General features: G+C 38.9%; 20 protein-coding genes and 3 pseudogenes. 11 read left to right on the top strand and 12 right to left on the bottom strand.

Going from position 1 to position 25573, the window contains the following annotated elements:
- Nucleotides 1–164: 164 nt before the first annotated feature.
- Nucleotides 165–977 (top strand): annotated as a pseudogene (locus CWATDRAFT_RS17220) (IS5-like element ISCwa2 family transposase); the annotation flags it as partial.
- Nucleotides 978–1004: 27 nt separating this feature from the next.
- On the opposite strand, the gene CWATDRAFT_RS17215 reads toward CWATDRAFT_RS17220, so the two are convergent.
- The 6 genes from CWATDRAFT_RS17215 to fabZ form a co-directional block, all read right to left on the bottom strand.
- Complete coding sequence (locus CWATDRAFT_RS17215; RefSeq protein ID WP_007306224.1) at nt 1005–1553, bottom strand: hypothetical protein; 549 nt, start codon at nt 1551–1553, stop codon at nt 1005–1007.
- Nucleotides 1554–1603: 50 nt separating this feature from the next.
- Complete coding sequence (locus CWATDRAFT_RS17210) at nt 1604–2350, bottom strand: RNA methyltransferase (RefSeq protein WP_007306223.1); 747 nt, start codon at nt 2348–2350, stop codon at nt 1604–1606.
- A complete protein-coding gene (locus tag CWATDRAFT_RS17205; protein WP_007306222.1) occupies nt 2347–3336 on the bottom strand; it encodes an adenylate/guanylate cyclase domain-containing protein in 990 nt (329 codons plus the stop codon). The genes CWATDRAFT_RS17210 and CWATDRAFT_RS17205 overlap by 4 nt, the downstream gene beginning before the upstream one ends.
- 65 nt (nt 3337–3401) lie before the next feature.
- Nucleotides 3402–4124: a DUF3120 domain-containing protein gene (locus CWATDRAFT_RS17200; RefSeq protein WP_007306221.1), complete on the bottom strand. Its 723-nt coding sequence runs from the start codon at nt 4122–4124 to the stop codon at nt 3402–3404.
- A 319-nt stretch (nt 4125–4443) separates the two neighbouring features.
- Nucleotides 4444–5580, bottom strand: coding sequence for an FkbM family methyltransferase (locus CWATDRAFT_RS17195; protein WP_007306220.1), 1137 nt, complete (start codon nt 5578–5580; stop codon nt 4444–4446).
- A gap of 312 nt (nt 5581–5892) precedes the next feature.
- Nucleotides 5893–6381: a 3-hydroxyacyl-ACP dehydratase FabZ gene (gene fabZ / locus CWATDRAFT_RS17190; RefSeq protein ID WP_007306219.1), complete on the bottom strand. Its 489-nt coding sequence runs from the start codon at nt 6379–6381 to the stop codon at nt 5893–5895.
- 232 nt (nt 6382–6613) lie between these two features.
- On the opposite strand from fabZ, the gene CWATDRAFT_RS17185 reads away from it, so the two are divergent.
- A complete protein-coding gene (locus tag CWATDRAFT_RS17185) occupies nt 6614–7372 on the top strand; it encodes an SDR family oxidoreductase (RefSeq protein WP_007306226.1) in 759 nt (252 codons plus the stop codon).
- A gap of 8 nt (nt 7373–7380) precedes the next feature.
- Here the strand turns inward: CWATDRAFT_RS17185 and glsA are convergent, their stop codons facing one another.
- Nucleotides 7381–9351: a glutaminase A gene (gene glsA / locus CWATDRAFT_RS17180; RefSeq protein WP_007306218.1), complete on the bottom strand. Its 1971-nt coding sequence runs from the start codon at nt 9349–9351 to the stop codon at nt 7381–7383.
- A gap of 159 nt (nt 9352–9510) precedes the next feature.
- Here glsA and CWATDRAFT_RS17175 point away from each other — a divergent pair, with 159 nt between their 5' ends.
- Nucleotides 9511–10773, top strand: a complete 1263-nt coding sequence (locus CWATDRAFT_RS17175) for a class I SAM-dependent methyltransferase (RefSeq protein ID WP_007306227.1) — start codon at nt 9511–9513, stop codon at nt 10771–10773.
- 85 nt (nt 10774–10858) lie between these two features.
- On the opposite strand, the gene CWATDRAFT_RS17170 is transcribed toward CWATDRAFT_RS17175, so the two are convergent.
- From CWATDRAFT_RS17170 to CWATDRAFT_RS17160, 3 genes are all read right to left on the bottom strand, one after another.
- Nucleotides 10859–11194 carry a ribulose bisphosphate carboxylase small subunit gene (locus CWATDRAFT_RS17170; RefSeq protein WP_007306217.1) on the bottom strand — a complete coding sequence of 112 codons (336 nt, stop codon included), beginning with the start codon at nt 11192–11194 and terminating at the stop codon, nt 10859–10861.
- A 23-nt stretch (nt 11195–11217) separates the two neighbouring features.
- Nucleotides 11218–11616: a RuBisCO chaperone RbcX gene (rcbX, locus tag CWATDRAFT_RS17165; protein ID WP_007306216.1), complete on the bottom strand. Its 399-nt coding sequence runs from the start codon at nt 11614–11616 to the stop codon at nt 11218–11220.
- Nucleotides 11617–11698: 82 nt separating this feature from the next.
- Nucleotides 11699–13117 carry a form I ribulose bisphosphate carboxylase large subunit gene (locus CWATDRAFT_RS17160; protein WP_007306215.1) on the bottom strand — a complete coding sequence of 473 codons (1419 nt, stop codon included), beginning with the start codon at nt 13115–13117 and terminating at the stop codon, nt 11699–11701.
- Nucleotides 13118–13744: 627 nt separating this feature from the next.
- Here CWATDRAFT_RS17160 and CWATDRAFT_RS17155 point away from each other — a divergent pair.
- The 4 genes and pseudogenes from CWATDRAFT_RS17155 (at nt 13745) to CWATDRAFT_RS17140 (ending at nt 16215) form a co-directional block, all read left to right on the top strand.
- A complete protein-coding gene (locus CWATDRAFT_RS17155) occupies nt 13745–14359 on the top strand; it encodes a hypothetical protein (RefSeq protein WP_007306228.1) in 615 nt (204 codons plus the stop codon).
- A gap of 42 nt (nt 14360–14401) precedes the next feature.
- Nucleotides 14402–14983 (top strand): helix-turn-helix domain-containing protein, encoded by a 582-nt coding sequence (locus CWATDRAFT_RS17150; protein ID WP_007303150.1) that lies wholly within the window; start codon nt 14402–14404, stop codon nt 14981–14983.
- Between the two features lie 64 nt (nt 14984–15047).
- A pseudogene (locus tag CWATDRAFT_RS17145) lies at nt 15048–15689 on the top strand (transposase).
- Nucleotides 15690–15762: 73 nt separating this feature from the next.
- Complete coding sequence (locus tag CWATDRAFT_RS17140; protein WP_007306230.1) at nt 15763–16215, top strand: type II toxin-antitoxin system VapC family toxin; 453 nt, start codon at nt 15763–15765, stop codon at nt 16213–16215.
- Nucleotides 16216–16287: 72 nt separating this feature from the next.
- Here the strand turns inward: CWATDRAFT_RS17140 and CWATDRAFT_RS17135 are convergent, their stop codons facing one another.
- Nucleotides 16288–17949, bottom strand: coding sequence for a SulP family inorganic anion transporter (locus CWATDRAFT_RS17135; protein WP_007306214.1), 1662 nt, complete (start codon nt 17947–17949; stop codon nt 16288–16290).
- A 505-nt stretch (nt 17950–18454) separates the two neighbouring features.
- On the opposite strand from CWATDRAFT_RS17135, the gene CWATDRAFT_RS17130 reads away from it, so the two are divergent.
- Complete coding sequence (locus CWATDRAFT_RS17130) at nt 18455–19423, top strand: hypothetical protein (RefSeq protein ID WP_007306231.1); 969 nt, start codon at nt 18455–18457, stop codon at nt 19421–19423.
- A gap of 109 nt (nt 19424–19532) precedes the next feature.
- Here CWATDRAFT_RS17130 and CWATDRAFT_RS17125 read toward each other — a convergent pair whose 3' ends face one another.
- Nucleotides 19533–21227 carry an NAD(P)H-quinone oxidoreductase subunit 4 gene (locus tag CWATDRAFT_RS17125; protein WP_042711732.1) on the bottom strand — a complete coding sequence of 565 codons (1695 nt, stop codon included), beginning with the start codon at nt 21225–21227 and terminating at the stop codon, nt 19533–19535.
- Nucleotides 21228–21424: 197 nt separating this feature from the next.
- Between CWATDRAFT_RS17125 and CWATDRAFT_RS17120 the strand changes: the two genes are divergently transcribed.
- From CWATDRAFT_RS17120 to CWATDRAFT_RS33935, 3 genes and pseudogenes are all read left to right on the top strand, one after another.
- Complete coding sequence (locus CWATDRAFT_RS17120) at nt 21425–23323, top strand: NAD(P)H-quinone oxidoreductase subunit F (RefSeq protein ID WP_007306232.1); 1899 nt, start codon at nt 21425–21427, stop codon at nt 23321–23323.
- A gap of 90 nt (nt 23324–23413) precedes the next feature.
- Nucleotides 23414–24913 (top strand): NADH-quinone oxidoreductase subunit M, encoded by a 1500-nt coding sequence (locus CWATDRAFT_RS17115; protein WP_007306233.1) that lies wholly within the window; start codon nt 23414–23416, stop codon nt 24911–24913.
- Between the two features lie 433 nt (nt 24914–25346).
- Nucleotides 25347–25573: pseudogene (locus CWATDRAFT_RS33935) on the top strand (photosystem II D2 protein (photosystem q(a) protein)); the annotation flags it as partial.

Here is a 25573-nt window from a genome sequence, read left to right as displayed (position 1 = left end):
GCCCACGACTTAACCCTGTTTGGATTTATCGCCAGTTGCCGAAGATCAAGTATCGTTTCCCTTAGGTAAATTGGGAAATCCGGACTTTAGAAAATGCAGAAAGAATCTTAAAGGTGCTAAAACCGAAAGTTCCTATCAAGAAGAAGCAAGCTAATCGGGAACCAGTTAAATACCTTAAGAAAAATTTAGGAAATATAGAAGACTTAATTCAAGCTGGGGCTTCCCTGGAAAATCTGAGTAAAAGACAGAAAAATTGTCTAGAGACTATCAAAAAAGTTTATGAACAACAACAGTCAATGTGGGAGAATAAGACCCAGAGTGTTCCTCAAAGAATTGTAAGTTTAACTCAACCGCATATTCGTCCAATAGTGAGGGGAAAAGCAGGAAAACCAATAGAGTTTGGAGCTAAACTCTCAGTAAGCTGTGTAGATAACTATGTGTTTCTAGAAAAAATAAGTTGGGAAAACTTCAATGAATCTTGTCATTTTAAAGAACAAGTAGAAAAGTATAAAGAAACGTTTGGCTATTATCCCGAATCCGTCCATGTAGATAAAATTTATCGAACTAGGGAAAACAGAAATTGGTGTAAGGAAAGAGGGATAAGAATCAGTGGTCCGAAGTTAGGAAGACCTCCGAAAAATGTCAGTGAAGAAGAAAAGAAACAAGCCCACTCCGATGAATGCTTCCGTAATGCTATTGAGGGAAAGTTTGGACAAGCTAAACGAAGATTTAGCCTAAATCTCGTGATGACAAAACTCCCTGAAACCTCCATTACATCTATTGCTATTACATTTTTAGTTGTCAATCTTTCTAAACTTCTGAGGCAGTTTTTGTCGCTTTTTTTGTCCTTATTTACTAATAATAGAACAGGGGAACTCATCAAACCGCCTTTCATTAATTTTGATTATACTTTAAACAATTTTTATGTACTAAAACTTATTGATTTGTCAGAAAATTCTTGGTCAAAAGTGGCATAAATTTTGGAGAAACTTTTTCAGCAAACCCTAATTAGAATTAGGATTAGGGTTAGTTTCAAAAGGAACTAATGGGTTAGAGTTTTCTTCAGGAATTAATAAAGGATTAGATTCTTCTTGAGCCTCTGGAATAATTAGAGGAAGGGGTTCTTCCGACTCAGGAGCAACTGCTTCTGGTTGGGTAGGAGAAGGTGCCGTTTGAGCTTGTTGTTGAGCTTGTTTCAACTGTTGCAAAACTTGTTGATACTGCTCATTATCAGGCACTAAAGCTGCTAGTTTTTCCAGAGGAGGAATAGCACCTTCTAAATTTTGGGCTTGTATTTGCCTTGCTATCAAAACTCTAAGTGCTTCTTCTAATCCTTGTTTAGCAGTAGGATTATCTGGTTCTCTTTCCAAGACAGTTTCATATCCTTCAATAATTGATTTTAACCTTTCCTCTGGGGAAGGAGCAGTTCCAGAATTAGCTTGTTCCGGGGAAGAAGACGGGTTTTGTCTAAAGGAAAACCCAGCAGCAGTCATACTCACGAGTAGGGCTAAACCTGATACTATAACGATTATTTTCTGAGTAGATTTATTCATTTACCAGTTTGTATAAAGTTAATTCTAAGTTCTTTCAGTGTATCGTAGTATTACTTATTTTTTGAGGGTATAAACTGAGCCGCCCAGTTAACTTGTCGTAAAATACCTCGTAATAGGGCAACTTCTTCTGGGGTTAAGTTAGCTTTATTGTAGAGTCTGCGAAATTTCTCTAAACGGGCCTTTGCCGTATGGGGATAAAGATAACCAATTTTTAATAAAACCTCTTCTAAGTGTTGATAATATCCCTCTAATAGTTCAAAAGATGCCCCCTCAAAGTATGAGTCTGTTTCACTTTCCAGGGGATCTTGTGCAGCTTGATACAGTTCATAACTACAAACCGCCACCGCCTGTGCTAAATTCAGGGAAGGATAGTCAGGATTAGCCGGAATAGAGACAAATCGCTGAGCATATTTGAGTTCTTCGTTATTTAAGCCCCGATCCTCCGTTCCAAACATTAAGGCACTGTTTAACCCTTCTGCGAGTAACCAGGGTAAAGCCCCCCGTGGGGTTTCTAAATGGGTTGGCAGAGACAGCGATCGCCCTGTGGTGGCAATAATACGCTGACACCCCTGCAACGCTTCGGGAATCGTCTCCACCACTTGAGATTGTTCTAACACATCCACCCCATGAACCGCCATCAGTCTCGCTTCATCCCCGAGGCGATCGCAATGGGGTTTGACTAAAATTAGCTGATGTAAGCCCATATTCTTCATCACTCGGGCTACCGAGCCCACATTTAACGGTCCTGCTGGCTCGACTAAAACTATACGAACTCTAGCTAAAGCAGTCTCCTTCATCGGTAAGTTTCAGCCTGATTAATGGTGAGAAGTTTCTCTAAATCTTCAAAAGTAACCCCATAAGAAAGGGTTGGTTTCTCATAACCTTTAAGATTAAGGCTATATTCAGAGAAGATGCTGTCAATGTTCTTTAATTCTACTGAATGAATATAGGTTGCTTCTCCGATAGCCACATCCACCCCTAACTCTTTGGTGGCTGACTCTAAACGAAAGGCGGCGTTAACCGTGTCTCCAATGGCAGTATAGTCCGGGTGATCCCCACTGCCAGTATTCCCCACCATAGAATAACCCGTGTTGATGCCGGCTCCAATCTTTAATTCAAAGGGAACTGGATACTCTTGACTTAGCTGCTTTGTCATCTGATTGAGATCCCGTACCGCTTGGAAAACTTGAATCATATCAGTTTTGGTGACTTCATTTTCCCCATGAAACCAGATGGCCATCACCGCATCACCAATATATTTATCTACCCAACTTCCTGCATTACGAATAATCTCACCAGACTGACGAAACCAATTCCCAATTAAGGATGATAATATTTGTTCATCTAATTGTCGTGTTAGGGTTGTAAAGTTCCTCATATCTATTACCAATACAGAGGTTAAGCGACGTTCATGCAAAACCATCGTATCGCGATCGGCGAACTCTGGAGGGGTGATATCATTGTTATTACGTACAGGGGTATGAAAAGCAACCTCAGTCTTGCCAAATTTTACTTTATCTCCACTTTTTAGGGTAATAGGAATACCTACACGGCGATCGTTTACAAAGGTTCCGTTACGACTGCCTAAATCAATCAACAAAAAATCCCCTGTTTCTGTGCATTGCGAAATAGCATGGTTCCGAGAGATACAATGGTCACCAATGGCAAAGTCGTTATCTCTTCCTCGTCCAATTGTCCAATAGTTTTTGCCCGCTAAAGTAAAATAACGTTTACCCTTAGCGGTATTGAGCAACAGATGAGGTGTTTTGGCGAGATTATCCACAGACGTTTGATCGGGTGGGGTTAGGACAACAATCTAACAGTGATAGCCTATTTCATTGTAACCACTTACGCCAAAGAGGCTGCAAACCAAAATAAACTATCCACTAAGATTGTACTCAATACCGCGCCTCCTAATGCCCACCAATGGTGATCAGATTTTTGCATCGCCCATAAACCCATCCCTAACAAACAATTACCTAAAACTACTGCCCAACTCATTCCCCAAGGGGTTTGCACTTGTTCTAAGGCCGATTGGAAAATAGGGGTGGCTAAACTGGGATCAACTTGCATCAGTTGTCGCCAATGGGGAATTAATCCGGTTACATAAAAATAAGCATCGGTGATGGCTGTGCCTAACAATGAGCCAACATAAAAGAAATTACCCACTTGTCCCCATCCTCGCCAAAGACACCACAAAGCCACAGGAACACCTATAGATTCGATGGGAAGATGGATTAAAGGTTCCCAACGAAACCACCCCCAATAAATAGCGCCGGCTAACCAACTCCAACTAAAACCAAATAATAAATCTCCCCATAAATGGGTTTTAGGTTGCTTCATTAAATAAAAGGCTAACCATAACCACCCTGCGGTCATTATTACACTGATCTCAGGACAAAAGCGCACTAGAGGGGCTTCTATAAATACAGGGACGGACACTAAAAAGCCCGATGCTAGGAATGTTAACCAATTTTTGATGGTTTGACGGCTAAAAAAGCCTTGACCCACAGATGAACGATCCGAGGGGGTTAGGGGTTGGCTGGTGACTGTGGATGGAGGAGAAATCAACGTTCTGTTAACCTTTGTATCTGTTTATGAGTTTTTCTTTACTTTACTTAACTTATCGCAAAAATTGCTTTTAGGGTATATCCCCTGGGGGGGGAGGGGATATGTTTTATACTAACTAACTTTTCTGGGTTAGTCAATGGGGAAGCAATATACAGGAGTTCTCATACTTGTGAGGTACAGAGGTTATCACTTTGGTAGTGTTATTTAGGTATTATTAAAAATTCTGTCTAAACTATAGATAATTTCCCAGATTTGAAAACTATTTGCACCCCTTCCGCTGATTTTGATAGAAAATCAGGCAAAATTAGACTTTCAGCACTTATGATGCACTACCCAAAATCCTTTCCATTAACTTATCTAGATTAGGTAAATCTTTTCGTACTGCTAAGATATCTGTCCAACCTGAAGGTGATTCCATTACATTCTGAGAAAAAGTAATAAAAGAATCCATTTCTTCTCCAATAAAACTAAACTTCCACTGTACATTTTGATCAAGCGTTCTCATATTAAATAATTTATAATCCTTACTCAATTTATCAAGAACTTCTTCCCCCGGCATGAAATTCTTGAGGTCTTTAGGATCATACTCCAGAATAAGCATCACAACATCATAGTTTAGCAGCTTATTCATTCCTTGTAAGACCTGAAAATCACTACCTTCAGCATCAATTTTAACCAATAAAGGAGAACGAATTTGATGTTTTTCAACATAATTGTCTAACGTCATCCCATCTACCAAGTGACAGGAAGCCAACTGTAAGTCAGGATAAAATTGACGAAGCTCCTGTGTGCTATTAGACTCGGAGTGTTCTAGCATACTTTTAATAACAATTGGTCTATTTTGATTTCCGAGAGCAATTTTTTCCGGTTGAATGATATCAGATAATTGATTAATTTTAACGTTATGTTTAAAAAGCTCATAAACAAATCCAGGTTCAAAGGAAATAATAGGATTATGTTGTCCATATTTTTTGAAGAATTTTGCTGCTGGAATAGCTGTATTCCCATAATTAGCACCAATGTCAATAAAGACAAAATCAATCTCATTTAGCCATAGATGTAGAAAAAGGATATGCTTTAACTCTTGCTCATGAAGATGGGGTTTATCAAGTTCCAAAGCATAATAATCCTGTTCTAAATTTCCTGTATTTATATAATCCTGAGAAAAATCTGCAGCCGTTGGTTTGTAATTTTTAATAACAAGAGGTTCAGGAGAAAGGGAAATCCATTGGTAAGAGATATCTCGGGTGTACCAAAAGTATAATGAACCATAATAACGAACTAAATCAACTTCTTTTAGCACTGAATAATTATAAAGAGAATGTAGTTGGTTAAGTGCTTTCTGATAAGTTGATAAGGTGTGTTCAAGACTGTTTATTCTGTCATGTAACCCCGTAATTCCCAAAGCTTCTTTTAGCTTATTTTTTAATTTAGAAGGAAGAAATCGCTTAATCATGTTGATTTTTATAAGACTTTTAAATGGTCTTAGTTACACTAGCACATACTTCTGTCAATGTCCAATAAATTTGAATGTTGTCTTATGGTGTGTGAGGAATAATTTTACCCCCATCAAAAGCCATAGATTAAATATCTGAACTTCCCCCATACGTTTAATTATTAACTGTTAATTATTAATTGCTGAAAAATATGGGAGATGCTATATATGGATTTAGCTGAATAGTTAGGGGTTTAAAGGGGAATAAATACCCCCCTTTTTTTGTGGTAATTAAAGAAAACCATCAAGGAATGATTATCAATAATTAGCTATTTAATCAATACGAGAAAATAGCATTTCTCCTTGGGCTGCCAACTCTCCATCAACAGTTGCCTCACCTTTCATTTTGGCTATTCTCTCCCGTTTGAAGGCTAATAATTCCACGGTAATGATTAATTGATCTCCTGGGATAACCTGACGACGAAACCTGACTTTATCGATACCAGCAAAGGCAAAAAATATCCCTTTCATCCCTGGTAATAAGCTCAAGACAATCCCACCAACTTGCGCCATTGATTCCACGATTAAAACCCCTGGCATAATGGGAAGGGGAGGAATATGACCAGGAAAAAACGGTTCATTAATGGTAACATTTTTGATACCAACCGCTTTTTTCTCCGGTACATAATCAATGATGCGATCGACTAAAGCAAAAGGGTAACGATGGGGTAATAATTCTCGGATTTCTTGAACCGTAAAAGTGGTCTGAATGGTACTACTTTCAGGGGCGTTATCAACAGGGTTTTCGGTGACGTCAGACATACTAATTAAACAACCATAAATACAAATAATCCTTTCTCATTATTTCATCATTCAAGAAAATTTCTAAATAATTTTATATTTCTTTATTCCTGTCTTGACTGGAGAGTATGATAAATTCCTAGCTAAACTAAACAAATAGGTCAGTTTTTCTCATTAATGAGTTACAATGCTTAATAAGCGATCCCATGATAATCGGCGAGTCGTTGGATCTGTTAATATTAAATAAGGGTAAATGCTAGATAATTCAGATTTAATTTTAGTTGCAGGTGCTACTGGTGGTGTCGGTCAATTAGTAGTAGCTAAATTATTAGATAATAATCTTCCTGTTCGTGCTTTAACTAGAAATAAAAATAAAGCTAAACAGATGTTTGAAGATAGGGTAAATATTGTGGTTGGGGATCTTCGTTATCCAGATACTCTGACTTCAGCTATAGAAAATGTTACTCATATTATTTGTTGTACTGGCACCACGGCTTTTCCTTCTCAACGGTGGGATTTTGTTAACTTTTTCGATGCTAAAAATAGCCCTCAAATAGTGGAGGGAGAAGGGGTAAAAAACTTGATTTTAGCTGCTACTAAGAACCTGAAAAGATTTGTTTTTGTCTCTTCTTCTGGCGTTTTGAGGAAAGATAGTTTACCTTTTAATATTCTCAATATATTTGGTGTACTTGATGCCAAACTCTATGGAGAAAATGCCCTGAAAAATTCGGGACTACCTTACACAATTATTCGTCCTGGAAGATTGATTGATGGTCCTTATACCTCCTACGATCTTAATACTTTACTCAGAGCCAAAACCGATGGAAAAAAAGCTGTTGTTATAGGAACTGGTGATACTCTAAATGGAGAGACTAGCCGAATTGATGTAGCTAATGTTTGTGTTGAATGTTTGAACTATGAGCTAACAATTAATCAAGGCTTTGATATCATTAACTCAGGGAAAAGACCAGAAGTTATTGATTGGCAACAACTTTTTAGTCAAATTAGTTAATAGATTAATTAATTTAAAGGTTGGAAAATATGGAGTTGAAACTGTTGGGATAACTCCTCACAAACTTTGATTCCGCGAATACTATTACCCCGTTTATCAAGAGGAGGAGAAAAGACACCAATTCCCATTACTCCTGGAACCACTCCCAAAATACCACCTCCAACACCACTTTTAGCAGGGAAACCCACCTTATAGCACCATTCTCCAGCAAAGTCATACATCCCGCAAGTAAACATCACACTGAGCAAATCTTTGACATATTCAGGGTTGATAGCGCTTTGATCTGTGATGGGGTTAATTCCTTGATTGGCTAAAGTAGCGGCCATCACCGCTAAATCTCGACAATTAATAATAGCAGAACATTGTTGTAGATAGAGATCAAGAGTTTGTTTAATGTCCCCAGAAATCATGCCAAAATTACGTAATAAATAAGAGATAGCCCAATTGCGATCGCCTTGATTTTGTTCGGAAACCACAGCAGAAGTATCAACATAAACAGGATGACCCACATAACGTTGATACATTTTTAAGAGACGATTGAGCTTATGTGCTGGACTTTTTCCTTTAATTAAACTTGTCATAGCGATCGCCCCAGTGTTCACCATACAATTGTAGGGCCTTTTGGAATTTTCTTCTACCTTAATAATAGAATTATAACTATCTCCTGTGGGTTCCACTTCCACTTTTGTTAAAATGTAGTCCCTGCCGTGATCTTCTAAAGCCATTCCATAGGCAAATACCTTAGAAATCGATTGAATTAAGAAAGGTTTTTCGCTCTCTCCTACGGTATAAACTGTACCATCGACAGTTACAATACAAATAGAAAAACAATTAGGATCATGCTCTACTAAATCAGGTTCACTAACATAAATTTTTCCTTCTTGCAGTGGTAAATACTTGTCGTATAAATGCTGTAAAAAGCTAGGTAAATAATCTTGTTTTTTGAATAGAGAAGAAATTACTTTTTTCTTTTTATTAAGGGGATTATTAGAATAGTCGGGCTTAAAAATATGCAGTTTAAACCGTTGAGAAATTTCCTCAAATATTTTTACTCCACGAACACTTTTATTCTGGGTTCCTAGAGGAGGGGAAAAAACAGCAATTCCCATTTTATTAGGAATCACCCCAATGATCGACCCGGATAAACCACTTTTCGCTGGGAGACCAACACGATAAGCCCATTGACCTGAAAAATCATATAAGCCACTGGTAAACATGACACTGAGCAAATTTTTGGTATAATTTTCATTGATTGTTCTTTGTCCAGTAATAGGATTTAATCCTTTATTAGCCAATATGGCAGCTATTAACGCCAAATCTTGACAATTTACCAAAATTGAGCATTGTTGAAAATAAAGGTCTAATATTTCTTCAACATTTCCTTCAATTAGTCCAAAATTAAGCATCATATAAGCAATGGCACGGTTCCAACTATCTCCTGTTTTTCTTGACCAAAAAATTGACTCCTTAAGATTAACATTTCGCCCCAAATAACGGCTAAACATATTAAATAACTTTTCCTGTTTTTCCTCCAATGTATCTCCTTTAATTAGACTGGTAGTAATAATGGCTCCAGCATTAACCATCGGATTATATTTTCTTTCTTGAATTTCTCTAGGTTCCATAATATCATTAAAGGGTTCTCCCGTTGGTTCAACCCCAATTTTATTAATAACATATTCCTCCCCCAATTCTTCTAAAACCATGCCATAAACTAAGGGCTTAGAGATAGATTGAATGGTGAATAATTCTGAAGTATCTCCTATGCTATAAATTCGTCCCTCTGTGGTCATAATACTAATGCCAAATAAGTCAGGATCAGCTTTGGCTAGTTCGGGAATATAAGTTGCATTTTCTCCCTCTTTGACCTCCAGAAAACGTTGATATAAATCTTCCAATAAGTCCGTAAAAAAATCCTGAGACCCTATTTCTTCAGGAGCCAAAATTGACCATTCCTCACCCATCTTTATATTTTCCATTTTTTAATTGAAGAACCCCAGGTTTCCGAGGCTGATAAAACTTCTAATATCTTAATGTACAAATTAGTAATAAAGGAGTAATCTACAAGAGGAGCAAAACCTCAGTGTTCTTGTATTGCCCTTAATGGCAATCTTTGCTGTTTATTTAGAGAAAGATCAATGAAACCAGCTAACTCCAAAGAGTTTAAGACTTACACTCAAGCTGTCAAAGAAGGGAAATATGATTTATATGTTGGAAATTTGTTTGGTAAATACGATAATGTTCGTACCTATTGGGAAGATCAACTAACTCGCATCGTCTTGCGCCCCTTTTTACGAAACCTAGTAGAAACTAGACGTAGTGAAGGAAAAGGAGTGAGAATCGTTGACCTAGGTTGTGGTGCGGGCCAAGGATACGATATTATCACGAAAATTGACTACAATGACCTTGATTTAGGTTTACAACATAAACGGGTCTTACCGGATGAAGACATTTCCTTGTTTTTGGGTTTAGATATTAGTCAGGCTATGGTGACCAAAGGCCAAGACCTGTTTTCTGATCGACCCCATGTAGAATTTAAACAAGCGGATCTTTCTCAAGGTCTAGGAAACATTAAGGATAACGAATCTCCTTTTGATCTGTATTTTTCTTCCTATGGTTCCTTATCCCATTTAGCTCGCAAAGATTTAGTGGCGTTATTAGAAGATGTTGCTCATCATGGTAAGGATGGCAGTGTGATGGTGATGGACTTAATTGGCCGTTATTCTATCGAATGGCCTGATTTTTGGCACGGGGAGTCGGAAGACGAGAAGGTTCGTCAATATAATATGGGTTATCTATATTCCGAATCTGTTCGTCAAACCACAGATATTGAGTCCTTTCCGATTCGGTTTTGGACGGGACAAGAAGTTAGGGAATTAGCCCAAGAAATTAGCGAAAAAACAGGAGTTACCCTAGAAGTTAGCAAATTGGTCGATCGCTCCCTTTTAGTGGGTCGTCATACAGATACGAGACATTTTAACTCCAGACTTAAACCAACTCGTCGCTTGATCAATTCCCTTCATGAAGATTATATGCGCACGAATTTGGAAGAATTACTGTTAGATGCAAGTATCTTTCCAGAACATCCCTTTATTAGTCCCTTGCTAAAAGATTTGATTAGCTCGTGGAATATTTTAATTGAGTTTACCCAACACCGTCTTTCTCATAATTTTTCCCTTCCCGATGTAGCAGGATGGGATGAATTTCCCAAACCCTTACAATTTGCTTTAATGACCATTGATCGGGTAATAGCAGATGTGGGTTGGATGTGGTACGGTGACCCTCGGGCTAATATTATCGAACCCCAATTAGGTTATGCTTTGAGAACCCTGGAGTATGAAATGCAGCAAGGATGGGGGTGCGGTCATGGATTAATAGCCGTGTTGACAGTGAAAAAATAAGAAATTGATATCTTATGACAAAAATGCCTACCTACAATAACTGTAGGTAGGCCAAAATTTACCGTTCAAAGTTGTTTATAACAGCTTAGTATGCACGGTTGTTGGGCTTATGAACGATGAAACTCATGGTTTGACACTGTTTGATGTTGTCGAAACCAATTACACGAATATAAGCGTTAGGATACTCAGAACGACATTCCCGTACTTCAGCTAACACTTCTTGAGCAGAAACAGCATTAAACAAAGGTAACTTCCACATTGTCCAGAAGTGAGTGGTTGGGCTGGGATCTTCTTCAAACTCAACCCCAGGAATCATCCCTTGATCCAAGACATTCTGAACTTGGAGCAGAATTTGTTGGTCGGTTAAAGGGGGTAAATAAGAAAGGGTTTCGTAACGACGCTCTTTGGGTAATGTTTTCATTGTTGGTAGATTCCTATCTCAAGTTAATCACTATTAGGTTTTGAGTCATCATTCTCTGACTCAGAAGCAGTTGAGGACATTGAGGGAGAACCGGTAAGCCTTTCCAATAGCTGACGACGATGTTCTACATTAGCCTGATTGATATTATGCCTCACCATTTGGGGCATAAATTCCATCACCTCAGAAGCTAGATATTCCCGCACTTTGAGAATACGTAAGACTAGCTCTTTATCTTCCGCCATTAATCCCTCAATAAAGGCTTCTCCTTTTTGGATATTCTGGGAAGAGGCATATTGCCTCAGCCAAATCCCCTTTTTCGGGTTGGTTTCCGATAATTGGTCAATGATCAGACGCACCGCTTGATAAGTTAGGTAATTTTGTATTACTTCGGCAGTCTCATTCGCTATTTTTTTGGGATACATAGATACTTACCCGTCCCTCCTCGGACACAGTTGTCAGTTTTTAGTTTTTGATATCTTCTAAAAACTAACAACTATTCCCAAATTAGAGTGTATCCATTGCCTCAAACTCGAATTTAATTTCTTTCCAGAGTTCACAAGCAGCGGCCAACTCAGGACTCCACTTACAAGCTTCGCGGATAACTTGGTTACCAGCTTCACCAGATAAGGAACGACCTTCGTTACGAGCTTGGATACAAGCTTCAAGAGCTACACGGTTAGCGGTTGCACCAGGAGCGTTACCCCAGGGGTGTCCTAAAGTACCACCACCGAACTGTAAGCAAGAGTCGTCGCCGAAGATTTCTACTAAGGCGGGCATATGCCATACGTGGATACCACCGGAAGCAACTGGCATGGTTCCAGGCATGGAAGCGTAGTCTTGGGTGAAGAAAATACCGCGAGAACGATCTTCTTCCACGTAGTCTTCACGCATGAGGTCAACAAACCCCATAGTGATGCCTCTTTCCCCTTCTAATTTACCCACAACGGTTCCAGAGTGGAGGTGATCACCACCAGATAAACGTAAACACTTAGCTAAGACGCGGAAGTGGATACCATGATTTTTCTGACGGTCAATTACCGCGTGCATCGCACGGTGAATGTGGAGTAATAAACCATTGTCACGACAGTATTTTGCTAAGGTTGTGTTAGCTGTGAAACCACCAGTTATGAAGTCGTGCATGACGATGGGAGTGCCGATTTCTTTGGCGAACTCAGCCCGTTTCATCATTTCTTCACAAGTACCAGCGGTGACGTTGAGGTAGTGACCTTTAACTTCGTTGGTTTCAGCTTGGGATTTTTCGATAGCTTCTTGTACGAATAAGAAGCGATCGCGCCAACGCATGAAGGGTTGAGAGTTGATGTTTTCGTCGTCTTTGGTGAAGTCTAAACCACCACGTAAACATTCATAAACCGCACGTCCGTAGTTTTTAGCGGATAGACCTAATTTGGGCTTAATGGTACAACCTAAGAGGGGACGACCATATTTGTTTAATTTATCCCGTTCAACGGTGATCCCGTGAGGAGGTCCTTGGAAGGTTTTGATTAAAGCAACGGGGAAGCGGATATCTTCTAAACGTAAGGCACGTAAAGCTTTGAACCCGAAAACGTTACCTACTAAAGAGGTGAGAACGTTGGTGACAGATCCTTCTTCAAATAAATCTAAAGGATAAGCAATAAAACAGAAATACTGGTTATCTTCGTTGGGAACAGGCTCGATGTCATAACAACGACCTTTGTAACGATCTAAGTCGGTTAAGTTATCGGTCCAAACCGTTGTCCAGGTTCCTGTAGAAGATTCTGCTGCTACTGCTGCACCGGCTTCTTCTGGAGGAACACCCGGTTGGGGAGTCATGCGGAAGCAAGCTAAAAGATCGGTGTCTTTGGGTGTGTAGTCGGGGGTGTAGTAGGTTAAGCGGTAGTCCTGAACACCCGCATTAAACCCTGCTTTTGTGGCCTGTGGCATTTTTTTATTCCTCCATGAGTGGACATCGTTAATTTCTCATTTATCAGTTTGTAAGTCGGTTTCCCCTGACCTACCGGTAATAGAGAAAATTTTAGAAAGTTATGCGGTCGCTCAAAGTCGCTTGTAGCAAACCGTTTATTCACTTATCTGCTTTTCGAGTCCTTATCATATCACGATAGTTAGACCCTTTTAACATTCTTTTTTCTCTTTTTTCGGGAATTTTTTATTACAATTTGTAGACGCTCTGATTAATTAAACTAATGAGTCTTTATACCCTCATACCTCTTTCCTCATTTAGTTTTCCTCAATATCAGATATGGGGTCATTTATCCTAAAATATTTATAAATAGTTACATAAGTTTTATTAATACACTGAGTAAGATTGCTTAATTGTTGAGTGATAAGCAATAATATTAGTTCTCACCATTACATTCTTTACTAAGAACTTTTGTTTTTTATCTTAATAGCGATATACTTTGACTATGTATGCCACTCAAAAGAATCAACTTATTTGTCTCTTAAGAATCCACTCGCCATAAGGGCAGTGGAGTTGTCAACCTGCTTTGATGCAACGCCAAATAATAACATCCCTAACCTTTCGTAAACCCACCCTTAAGGAAAGTTAATATGATGATTCCACGTCGCTCACAAGCCCGACAAATCCGTGAAGATGCCGCCGAATTCGCTTATTTACGAGAACATCCCCCCCATATTAATAACGGGGAAGAATTTAGGTATCGTAGGGATGATAATAATAATACCCCCAGTCATATTGCTAACTTTACCAAAGGGTTACCCCACGAACCTAACACAGGATTATTACTTAATTCGGCAGATTATCGGGCTTTTGTATTAAGCATTCAATCAGGTAATACTACAGATTTCGCACGAACTCCTCTAGGACCGGCTGACCCCAACCTCACAGTTGTTCCCAGGACCCTCTATGTTGCTTTGATTACTCCTCAAACGGCTACTCCCAATAGTGTTAATGCTTGGCAATCAGCGATCGCTCAAGGTGCAGAGGGAGGCAACGGGGCCAACGTGCGAGCATGGGAAAGTGCAGGTGCTGGTTTAACCTTTGATTTAGAAGGCTTTGACGCACAAGCCTTAACGATGCCCCCTGCACCCACCCTAGATAGTCCTGAATTGGCGGCAGAAATCAGTGAAGTCTATTTACAAGCCTTATTAAGGGATGTTCATTTTTCTCAATTCCGAGATCCTAGTGCAGCTTGGCGAAAGTAATCCACCAGATTTTTACAGAAACTTTCGTGACTAGCCACGACAATGTGTTTCAATGAAACTAACGGAAGAATCTCGAAGTTGATGTCCATGATAAAAGCATTGCCAATTAACCTCTCCAACCTACAGAAAACAGTACTCCAACAAATAGTGAGAGGGACAACAAACCCCTATCGCCTTGTTAGACGAGCCAAGCTAATCTTAGCCGCAGCATCAGGAGAGAGCAATAGTTCGATTAGTCGAAGATTAGAATTAGACCGAGTACAAGTGCGTCAGTGGCGATCGCGATGGTTTGAGGAGAGAGAAAAACTGAGTGCCGCCGAAGAACAACAGGTAACGGAGAAAGCATTAATGGTCTTGATCAAAGGAATTTTAAGCGATCGCCCAAGACCTGGAACAACAAAATCCTTTACGGTCGAACAAGTAGTCCAGATTGTAGCGATCGCTTGTGAAGAATGTGAAAAATCAGACAGACCAGTGAGCCATTGGACACCTTCAGAGTTGGCGGATGAAGCCATAAAAAGAGGAATTGTCGAAAAGATTTCCCCCCGTAGTGTGGGGCGTTTTTTAAAAAGAAGCGACATTACAACCACATCTCGTTCGTTACTGGTTAAATGCCAAAATTGATGATCCCTTAAAATTTAAAAAGCAAGTCAAATATATCTGTGAACTTCATCAAGAAGCTAAAACTTTGTTAGAACAAGGAATTCATTTAATTAGTACAGATGAAATGACAGGGATTCAAGCTCTTGAGAGATTATTTCCGAACAAAAGAATCAAGCCTAAACAAGTAGAAAAAATCGAATTTGAATATGAAAGACACGGAACTTTAAGCTTGATTGCGAACTGGGATGTGGCAAGAGGAAAAGTTGTTAGTCCCTCTATTGGACCGACAAGAACAGAACAAGATTTTTCTGAACATATCCAGAGAACGATTAAGATTGATGAAAAAGCAGAATGGATTTTTATTGTAGATAAACTCAACACTCATAAATCGGAAAGCTTAGTCAAATTAGTAGCAGAAAGCTGTGGAATTACTATTGATTTGGGGAGAAAAGGAAAGGAGGGGATTTTGCAATCTATGGAGAGCAGAGCAGATTTTTTATCAGATGAATCTCATCGAATTCGCTTTGTTTATATTCCCAAACATACATCGTGGCTTAATCAAATTGAGTGTTGGTTTTAGATCTTAGTCAGGCGTTTACTCAAAAGAATTACTGTCCGTTCAACTGAAGAACTATCCCAAAAAATTCTCAATTTTATTGATTACTTTAATCAACATTTTGCTAAGCCGTTCGTTGGGAAATTTAAGGGCTTTAAAGATCATAAGTGACTGGTGGATTATTTTTGCTAAGCTGCACTAGAGGGAAAGTCACAGTTAATCATCTTATTAATCCTTTTGAATAATGTATCTTTTAGACACTAACCATTGTAGCTTAATTCTTTTGGAAAATTCGATAATTTTTGATTGTGTCGAGAGAGTGGGAGAAAGTAATATATCTACGACAATTGTGACGGTAGGTGAACTAATGTTTATGGCTGAAAATTCTAAGTATCGAGAACAAAACTTAACTCGTGTTGAGGAGTTTTTAGCAGATATTAGGGTTTATTATGTCGATGAAAAAACAGCTAAGATTTATGGACAGATTAAAGCAAGTTTAATTAAGGGGTTTGGACCCAAGGAAAAAACAAAACGAAAAACGACTAAAATAACTCAATTAGGGTTTGATGAAAATGATTTATGGATAACAGCGATCGCAATTCGTAATAAATTAACGTTGGTTTCTGCTGATAGTGATTTTCCTAGAATTCAAAGGATCATTAATTTTTCTTTAGAAAATTGGTTAGATAAAGGTTAGGACGCTAAAAATCTTACTAGGAAGTAGGTTTTAGGGTGGGCAATGCCCACCTGAGCAAATTAGTCGGTATCATTAGATTGGAACGTCATCCAATTGTGCAACTGCCATTTGTAGGGCATTAACGCGATCGCTGACTTGGTGGTTGCTAGGAACCCGATCTAGAATATTGAATTTTTCTAGTCTTTCTTGAACCTTACCTTCTCCACCGACGATGAACACCTCTAAACCCTTAGCGTAAGCATCATCGATAGTTTTCTCTAGTGCTAGGGTTGCGGTGACACCCAACAAAGGAACATCAGTTAAGTCAATGACTAACATTTTGTAGTTATCTAAAATGGCTTGACGTTGGGTGATAGCTTTAGCTGCACCGAAACTCATCGGACCGCTTAAGTCTAAGACCATAATTTTCCCTTTTGCTTGTTGAAGTAAATGTTTAGCAATGTCACAAGATATGGTGTCATCTTCGTGGGTATCAATAGCCTTCACTGCGTCTGCTTGAATATTGGCTAACTTTTGAATAGTTAAGACATTGGCCACAAACACCCCTAACCCTACCGCGATAATTAAATCGTAAAAGACAGTTAGTAACATCACCCCATACATGATAGATGCTGCTTTCCAAGACAGTTTATGGGCTCGTCCGAGGAATTTCCAGTCGATAATATCGATCCCCACCTTAAACGCAATACCGGCTAACACCGCTAAGGGAATATTTTGGGTTAAGGGGGCAGCCCAAAGGACAACAATTAATAAAATGAAAGAGCGAGATAAACCGGATAAAGCAGTTTGTCCTCCTGCTTGGATATTAACCACCGTTCCCATAGTAGCACCGGCACCGGGTAAGCCTCCGCATAACCCAGACACTAAGTTAGCTACTCCTTGACCAATTAATTCTTTATCAGAGTTGTGTTGGGTTTGGGTTAAACTATCCGCAATAACCGCCGTTAATAATGCGTCGATACAACCCAACATCCCTAAGACCAAACCATCGATAATCATTACATTGACTTGTTCTATGGTAAAGCTAGGCATGACTAAAGAAGGCAGTCCCGTGCTAAATTCAGGGATGGTTCTAATATTGGACCCTGAGAAGAAGAAAAGAGAAATTAAGGTACATCCAATTAAGGCCACTAACTGAGGGGGTACATATTTTTTCAATGCGGAAGGCATTAAAAATAAGACCGCTACCGTTAACACCCCTAAAATCACTTCACCCATATTTGTGCTGACAGACTGGACCACAAGGGGCAGATTTTTTAGGGCAGCAATGACCCCTCCTTTGGGGTTAGCCGTGCCTAATAACGGTCCAAACTGTAAGATAATGAGAATTAAGCCAATACCCGACATAAAGCCAGAAATGACAGTATAGGGCATCAACGTAATATATTTACCCAGTTTCAGTAAACCCAGGATAATTTGAAACACCCCTGCTATCATGACAACGGTAAAGGCCATGGCCAGTCCGTTTTCAGGGTTATCGGCGGTTAATTTGGTGATCACTGCCGTCATCACCACCGTCATGGGTCCGGTGGGTTCAGAGATGAGGGTGGGGGTTCCTCCAAATAAAGCAGCGAAAAAGCCGATTAAAACTGCACCCCATAAACCGGCAGCCGGACCTGCACCCGAAGCAACCCCGAAGGCTAAGGCCATAGGGAGGGCGATCACGGCTGCTGTTACCCCGCCAAAGACATCCCCCTTGACATTCCTAAAATGAATTCGATTAGTTATTTGCATGGTTCAATGTGAAATGATGGTGACAATTTTTTGTGTTAAGTTTATATTTGAGTAGTATTGCTTATCAAAATGGTTCGTTACATGAATGAATCAATATAACCAACAAAACCTGTGAGGAAGAAGATTTGTACAACTGGATTAGATGCACACAAACTTCCTTTCTTTGAGTAGTGTTGAACTAATTAATAATATGCTTTAAGTAACCTGTTTGTAAAGCTGATATCTTGCACCAGTACATAAAAACCAAACTAGAAAACAAGTAAAGTCAATAGCGATCGCATTTGCTTGGGTATACTTTGGCTCTACTTAACAGGTATACCTAACTCCACATACTAAGGAAAGATTAAGGATCAATTAAATATTAATGGATTTAGATAGTATGGAAATATCTAATCTATTTCTTTGAAAGTGTAGCATAAAACTTAATACAGAAGTATTTTTTATATTACATCCTCAAGCATCGTAACAAGATTTTAAATTTAATTGAATTGCTCAAGTAATCTACATGAATGAATCAAAATTAGACAGCAAAAACAATACATCTATTTCACAACAAGAATCAGATATTACTATAACTTTAAATTCGATTGAAGATATTGACAATACGATCAACACACTTCTAACAAATTTAAGTGTAAAATCCCAAGACATGGATCAAGATATCCAGATTGAAATATCTAACTTTTTTACTCTTTTTCGTCGTATTAAAAAATTTACTGCTTCCACCAAATTTAACAAAAATAAGCCTATTCAGGATGAAGTATACACCATAATGAAAAATCTGGTTCTTGCCTATGATATGCTTCAAAATAATAATAATTTAACTTTAGCAACTAATATTCGCATTGATGCGGAAAGGGCTTTGCACTACCCTGAAACACCATTGATTGGTAATATTTTAACTGTCTTTCATGGATTTCTTTCTAATTCCTCAACTGCCCTGAAAATATTAATTGGTCTAGCATTAGCTTTGCCTATGTATCTAAGTATTCCAGCCATTCTGTTTGTGGCATTAGAACAAGCTTCTTCTGATCTAACAGAGAGTGCTTTAATTTCGGAGTCAAAAGAAGCACGTGATGAGGATATACCTTCAATATATGTTCTAGACTTTAAGGAAGGTGCCTGGTTAATGACTTTAGCTTTTATTTCTGGTTCAACTGGAAGTGTAATTAGCATCTTAAGTCGTGTGGGTGAGTATAATAAACCTGAACACAAACATGAAAATACTGCCTCAATTCTACCTATTTTTATTGGATTATTTAAACCAATTATTGGGGGAGTTTTTGGTATTTTTGTATATGGAGTTATGAATACTGCACTATTAAATGATCTTCTTGATCAGAAGAGAACAGATTCCAAATGGTTTACAGTGATTTCAATTACATTTGTGGTTGGATTTAGTGAACGCTTAGCTCAAGATATGATCGGTCAAATAGAATATAAAATGAAAACAGACCGTTCCTCAGACTCATGATGTACAGATAAATCGTTTTTAGCTGAAATCAAAAGTATAAAAAGAGGCTGTTATGACAACCTCTTTCTAATCCTCAACCATCATAATCATCTGAAAATTATCAAGTCTTTTACTTGATAACTGCTACCACTGAAGAACTCTCCGAAGGGGTAATTTTAGGAGATAAGAAACCTTCAGCATAAATTTGAGGATTGTTTTCAGAGATTTGAGTATAAGACTCACGAACTTGTGTGTTTAAAGCAACAGTCTTAACATCATATAATTCCGTAGCTAGTTTGGGATACAAACCAACAGCAATAATTAACACTAGGAAAGAAAGGCCAATAAACACTTCTCTGGAGTTGGCATCGCTATATCTAGCTTGCTCCGGTAACACACAGTTGGTTCCAAAACACATGGCTTCGGCGTTATCTTGATAATCTTTGCGTTTGTCTGTATCTCCGATAACACAAACAGGAATTTTATCGGTGCCATAAAATAACTGTCTTAGCATGGACAGTAAATAAATGGGGGTGAGTATCAATCCTACCGCAGATAAAAAGACGGTAACAGTACGGAAAGAAGAACTATAAATATCGCTACTGGTAAAACCGAGGAAAACAGCAATTTCACTGGCAAAACCACTCATTCCAGGTAGAGCTAAAGATGCCATTGCTCCGGCGGTAAATAAGGCGAATACTTTGGGCATTTTTTCCCCAATGTCTCCCATATCGTTCAAAGCAAGGGTGTGGGTGCGATCGTAGGTGACACCAGCTAAGAAGAATAATAGAGCCGCGATTAAACCATGAGAGAGCATTTGTAACATTGCCCCACTCATCCCTAAGTCGGTAAAGGAAGCGATCCCTAATAGCACAAACCCCATGTGTGATACAGAGGAGTAGGCTAAACGTCGTTTCATGTTGGTTTGTCCAAAAGAAGTTAAAGCCCCATAGACAATATTTACCACCCCTAATGTGGCTAAAATGGGGGCAAAGTAAACATGAGCATCGGATAAAAGTCCCATATTGAGACGAATTAACCCGTAACCTCCCATTTTTAACAAAACACCCGCTAAAATCATGGAAACAGGGGCAGAAGCTTCTCCGTGAGCATCGGGCAACCAGGTATGAAGGGGAAATATGGCTAATTTGACCCCGAAGGCAACTAATAATCCTGCATAGAGGAATAATTCTAATCCTAAAGGATAATCTTTTAGTCCCAGTTCAACCATATCGAAAGTAACATTATCGCCTCCGTACCATCCCATTGCTAAAGCTGCCACTAAAATAAAAATAGATGCGGCCGCTGTATATAGCAAGAATTTCATGGCTGCGTACTGGCGTTTTTTCCCTCCCCATATAGAAATAAGGAGATAGACAGGAACCAGTTCCAACTCCCACATAATGAAGAGAAGTAGGATATCTTGGGCTACGAACACCCCTATCTGTGCTGAATATAGCATCAGCATCAGTACATAAAACAACCGAGGTTTGTGATCCACTTGCCAAGCGGAAAACATGGCTAGGGTTGTTACCAGTCCCGCTAAAAGAACCAAAGGCATAGAAATGCCGTCTACTGATACAGACCAACTAAGCCCTATGGCTGGCAACCAATCATATTTTTCTACTAATTGAAACCCTGAGTTACTGGGATCGTAATGCTGCACGAAAACGTAACACATTAACACAAAATCAGCGATCGCTACCCCCATGGCATACCATCGCACCTGTTTACCTTCCTTGACCGGTAAAATCGGGATTAGCAAGGAAGCTACTAAAGGGAGTAAGATCATCCCAGTTAACCAGGGAAATTGTTCTCCTATCATCATCATAAAGAAATTTATTAAGCTTGGATAGAAACATTATACGTTATTTTGTCAAGTTAAGTTTACAATTTTTTAATAGTTAAGTTATTAGCAGTGATTTATGATGATAAAGTCTCTTATTATATGTCATTTCTGATTGCAGTTAAGTCATTATAACTGAGCATAATTGCCTTGATTTTTTATAGGTTAGTGTTTCAATGAACGATTTTTTATTACATAGTAGTTGGTTTATTCCTATTTATGGTTTAATCGGTGCGTTATTAACTTTACCTTGGTCTTTGGGTATTATTAAACAGACAGGGCCACGGCCAGCAGCCTATTTAAACCTCTTGATGACGGTATTATCTTTTATTCATGGCAGCATTGCTTTTAGTTTAATTTGGCAAGGAAAAACGGAACAATTAGTCTTAAAATGGTTGAGTGTTGCTGATTTAGATTTATTCTTGTCAATGGAGTTATCTCCTGTTAGTTTAGGAGCATTAGAGCTAATTACAGGTATTAGTCTCCTTTCTCAAATCTATGCTTTAGGCTACATGGAAAAAGATTGGTCTTTAGCGCGCTTTTTTGGCTTAATGGGGGTATTTGAGGCAGCTTTAGGTGGTATTGCTCTAAGTGACTCTTTATTACTCAGTTACGGACTGTTGGAAATTTTGACCTTATCCACCTACTTATTAGTTGGGTTTTGGTATGCTCAACCTTTGGTAGTAACGGCAGCGAGGGACGCATTCTTAACGAAACGGGTTGGGGATATTATTTTATTAATGGGTTTAGTTGCTTTATCCAGTTATGGGGAAGGGTTAACTTTCTCACAGTTAGAAAATTGGGCATTAACTAATCCTGTACCTCCCTTAACGGCAACATTACTGGGTTTATCCTTAATAGCTGGACCTACGGGTAAATGCGCTCAGTTTCCTTTAAATTTATGGTTAGATGAGGCTATGGAAGGCCCCAACCCTGCTGGGATCATGCGTAACTCTATTGTTGTCTCTGCTGGTGCTTATGTCTTAATTAAACTGCAACCAGTGTTTACCCTATCCCCTATTGCCTCTGATGTCTTGATTGTTTTGGGTGCTGTAACCGCTATTGGTGCGTCTTTAATAGCTATGGCTCAAATTGATATTAAAAGGGCTTTATGTCATTCTACCAGTGCTTATTTAGGGTTGGTATTTATTGCCGTAGGGTTAGGCCATGTTGATATTGCCTTTTTATTGGTGTTTACCCATGCGATCGCCAAAGCTTTATTATTTATGAGTGCCGGAGCAGCCATTATGACTACCAGTGACCAAAATATCACAGAAATGGGGGGTTTATGGTCAAGAATGCCCGCCACCACCACTGCTTTCGTGGTTGGCTCTACTGCCATGGTAGCCTTACTACCTATGGGAATGTTTTGGACTTGGGCTAAATGGTTTGATGGCTCTTGGAAAGTATCCCTATGGTTATTAATGATTTTAGTCTTTGTCAATGGTTTATGTGCCTTTAACTTAACCCGTATTTTTCGTTCTGTTTTCTTGGGGACACCTCAGAATAAAACACGCCGGGCCCCAGAAGTTGCCTGGCCCATGGCTTTACCTATGGTAACCCTAACCATTGTTACTCTCATTTCACCCTTAGCCCCTATTCGTTGGCAGTTACGTTTATCCCCAATTGATCCCATTTTAAATAATAGTTCTTCTGCTGTTCAATGGGCAATTCCTTTATTAATTCTATCTGGTTTATTAGGTTGTTTAGTAGGGGTTTTTCGCCCTATTCGTCGTGCTTGGGAACGACTGGCTAATTTTTATTTACGCTTCTTCCAAGATTTATTTGCTTATGACTTTTATTTGGATAAAGTTTATGAGGTTACTATTGTCGCCTTGGTAGCAAATATTTCTAAATTAACCGCTTGGTTTGATCGCTATGTAGTTGATGGAGCAGCCAACTTGGTTAGTTTATTCACTATTTTCAGTGGCAATGCTCTCAAGTATAATGTATCTGGTCAGTCCCAGTTTTATGTACTAACAATTTTTATTAGTATTGGTCTATTATTGTGGTTGATATTAAGCGGTCAATGGTCATTAATTCTTGATTTCTGGTCAAATTTGTTTAGGGGATGATCCCCCTTTCTGTAGCACAGGCATCTTGCCTGTTAGGATTACAGTCTAGAAGACTGTGTTACTATTTTTGTAGGAGAAAAATTTTAAACAATGCTCAGTGCTTTAATTATCATACCTTTAATCGGGGCTATTTTTATCGCTTTCTTCCCTGGTAAAAAGACCAGTAGCTTTTATCGCTTCTTAGCTCTTATTTGTACATCAGCTTTATTAGTTTTAACCTTAATACTTGGCTTCAAGTTTGATATCAATAATCCTAGTATGCAGTTTTCTGAGAATATTCCTTGGATTATAGATATTGGTTTAAATTATCACTTAGGGCTTGATGGACTGTCTTTTCCTCTGATATTTATTAACAGTTTATTAACCTTAATTACTATTTATACCAGTAGCAAAACTATCGAGCGATCGCAGTTTTATTATGCTTTAATTTTAATCTTAAATTGTGGAGTTTCAGGGGCATTTTTAGCTCAAGATGTCCTCTTATTTTTCTTCTTTTATGAATTAGAAATTATTCCTCTTTATTTCCTCATTGCTATTTGGGGGGGAGCAAAACGGGGTTATGCTGCCATGAAATTCCTCTTATACACTGCTATTTCAGGATTTTTGGTCTTAGGGTCATTTTTGGGCTTAGTATGGCTTTCAGGAGCATCTACATTCGACTATGAGCCATTACGCTCCCATAATCTCCCCCTTTCCACTCAATTATTATTACTTATTCCCTTACTGATAGGTTTAGCCATCAAAATACCTATTTTCCCCTTACATACTTGGCTACCGGATGCCCACGTGGAAGCATCTACCCCTGTATCTGTTTTATTGGCAGGAGTTTTACTAAAGTTAGGGACTTATGGACTATTACGCTTCGGTGTGGGTTTATTCTTCGATGCTTGGACTTATATAGCGCCTTGGTTGGCAACCTTAGCAGCCATTAGTGCCTTATACGGTGCCTCCTGTGCTATTGTGCAGAAGGATATGAAGAAGGTGGTTGCCTACTCTTCTATTGCCCACATGGCTTACATTTTATTAGCGGCCGCCGCAGCTACCCATTTAAGTATCACAGCAGCTACATTTCAAATGGTCAGTCATGGCTTAATATCTGCTATGTTATTTCTGGTAGTTGGCATAGTTTATGAGAAAACAGGCAGTCGGGATGTGGACTTCTTGCGTGGACTATTGAACCCTCAACGGGGTTTACCTATTACTGGCAGTTTAATGATCTTAGGAGTGATGGCCAGTGCTGGTATTCCGGGTCTAGTGGGATTTGTTGCGGAATTTTTGGTATTTAGAGGTAGTTTCCCTATATTTCCTGTACAAACTTTACTTTGTTTAGTGGGCAGTGGTTTAACGGCGGTTTATTTCTTATTGATGGTTAATAAGGTTTTCTTTGGTCGTTTGACCCCTGAATTATCGCAAATACCCAAGGTTTTATGGACTGAGCGTCTTCCTGCTTTTATTTTAGCTATTTTAATTGTGGTTTTAGGTATTCAACCTAGTTGGATGGTGCGTTGGAGTGAACCCCAGGCAGCTTTATTGTTAACAGGAGAGTCTCAACTAGAAGCAGTAGCAAACCCCGAAACAAGCAATAGTTAATGGTTTAATTCTAGGGCGGGCAAATCTAATTAGTTATGTAAAGTTCTTTTTAGTTTATTTTTGTTCACCCAATATCTTAAGAAATAATTAAGATATCTTTGTCCATAGACCACCTCTGTCTTTGAGTCCTCCCCACCCTCCTCACACCTCCCACAGTAGCCACTTATGCCATTCTCAGAACCTTTTGCCTCTCAACCAAATCAACCAGTAGGGGTTATTTTTATCTAGGCACTCATACCCAAGTCCCGAAAAAAAATTTTTTTATGTCGTTTGCTTTTTCTCGAAGTTTTTACTAACATAGATTTAAGTTAAGAAAAGTAACGTTTTCTTAGATTTAGTCTCCAGACAGACCTCATACTGTGGGGTTACCGTTTGCTAGACAATTTTTAGGAATAAATAAACTCTGTCCTTATGTTGATTCGGAGATAAGTTCATGACTATTGCAGTCGGACGCGCACCAGAAAGAGGATGGTTTGATGTCATCGATGACTGGTTAAAACGCGATCGTTTCGTATTCGTAGGTTGGTCTGGGATATTACTATTTCCCTGCGCCTACATGGCCCTCTAGTGGTTGGTTAACAGGAACCACCTTTGTTACCTCCTGGTACACCCACGGTTTAGCAAGTTCTTACCTAGAAGGATGTAACTTCTTAACCGTAG

It is taken from the genome of Crocosphaera watsonii WH 8501, from assembly GCF_000167195.1.
In the GTDB taxonomy this organism is placed as follows: domain Bacteria; phylum Cyanobacteriota; class Cyanobacteriia; order Cyanobacteriales; family Microcystaceae; genus Crocosphaera; species Crocosphaera watsonii.
Note: the sequence above shows the minus strand (reverse complement) of the source record. Positions and strands in the feature narration are given on the sequence as shown.

Coding starts and splice junctions, on each gene's coding strand:
- CWATDRAFT_RS17215 (WP_007306224.1), bottom strand. CDS start 1,553: ATGAATAAATCTACTCAGAAAATAATCGTTATAGTATCAGGTTTAGCC.
- CWATDRAFT_RS17210 (WP_007306223.1), bottom strand. CDS start 2,350: ATGAAGGAGACTGCTTTAGCTAGAGTTCGTATAGTTTTAGTCGAGCCA.
- CWATDRAFT_RS17195 (WP_007306220.1), bottom strand. CDS start 5,580: ATGATTAAGCGATTTCTTCCTTCTAAATTAAAAAATAAGCTAAAAGAA.
- fabZ (WP_007306219.1), bottom strand. CDS start 6,381: ATGTCTGACGTCACCGAAAACCCTGTTGATAACGCCCCTGAAAGTAGT.
- CWATDRAFT_RS17185 (WP_007306226.1), top strand. CDS start 6,614: ATGCTAGATAATTCAGATTTAATTTTAGTTGCAGGTGCTACTGGTGGT.
- glsA (WP_007306218.1), bottom strand. CDS start 9,351: ATGGAAAATATAAAGATGGGTGAGGAATGGTCAATTTTGGCTCCTGAA.
- CWATDRAFT_RS17175 (WP_007306227.1), top strand. CDS start 9,511: ATGAAACCAGCTAACTCCAAAGAGTTTAAGACTTACACTCAAGCTGTC.
- CWATDRAFT_RS17170 (WP_007306217.1), bottom strand. CDS start 11,194: ATGAAAACATTACCCAAAGAGCGTCGTTACGAAACCCTTTCTTATTTA.
- rcbX (WP_007306216.1), bottom strand. CDS start 11,616: ATGTATCCCAAAAAAATAGCGAATGAGACTGCCGAAGTAATACAAAAT.
- CWATDRAFT_RS17160 (WP_007306215.1), bottom strand. CDS start 13,117: ATGCCACAGGCCACAAAAGCAGGGTTTAATGCGGGTGTTCAGGACTAC.
- CWATDRAFT_RS17155 (WP_007306228.1), top strand. CDS start 13,745: ATGATGATTCCACGTCGCTCACAAGCCCGACAAATCCGTGAAGATGCC.
- CWATDRAFT_RS17150 (WP_007303150.1), top strand. CDS start 14,402: ATGTGTTTCAATGAAACTAACGGAAGAATCTCGAAGTTGATGTCCATG.
- CWATDRAFT_RS17140 (WP_007306230.1), top strand. CDS start 15,763: ATGTATCTTTTAGACACTAACCATTGTAGCTTAATTCTTTTGGAAAAT.
- CWATDRAFT_RS17135 (WP_007306214.1), bottom strand. CDS start 17,949: ATGCAAATAACTAATCGAATTCATTTTAGGAATGTCAAGGGGGATGTC.
- CWATDRAFT_RS17130 (WP_007306231.1), top strand. CDS start 18,455: ATGAATGAATCAAAATTAGACAGCAAAAACAATACATCTATTTCACAA.
- CWATDRAFT_RS17125 (WP_042711732.1), bottom strand. CDS start 21,227: ATGATAGGAGAACAATTTCCCTGGTTAACTGGGATGATCTTACTCCCT.
- CWATDRAFT_RS17120 (WP_007306232.1), top strand. CDS start 21,425: ATGAACGATTTTTTATTACATAGTAGTTGGTTTATTCCTATTTATGGT.
- CWATDRAFT_RS17115 (WP_007306233.1), top strand. CDS start 23,414: ATGCTCAGTGCTTTAATTATCATACCTTTAATCGGGGCTATTTTTATC.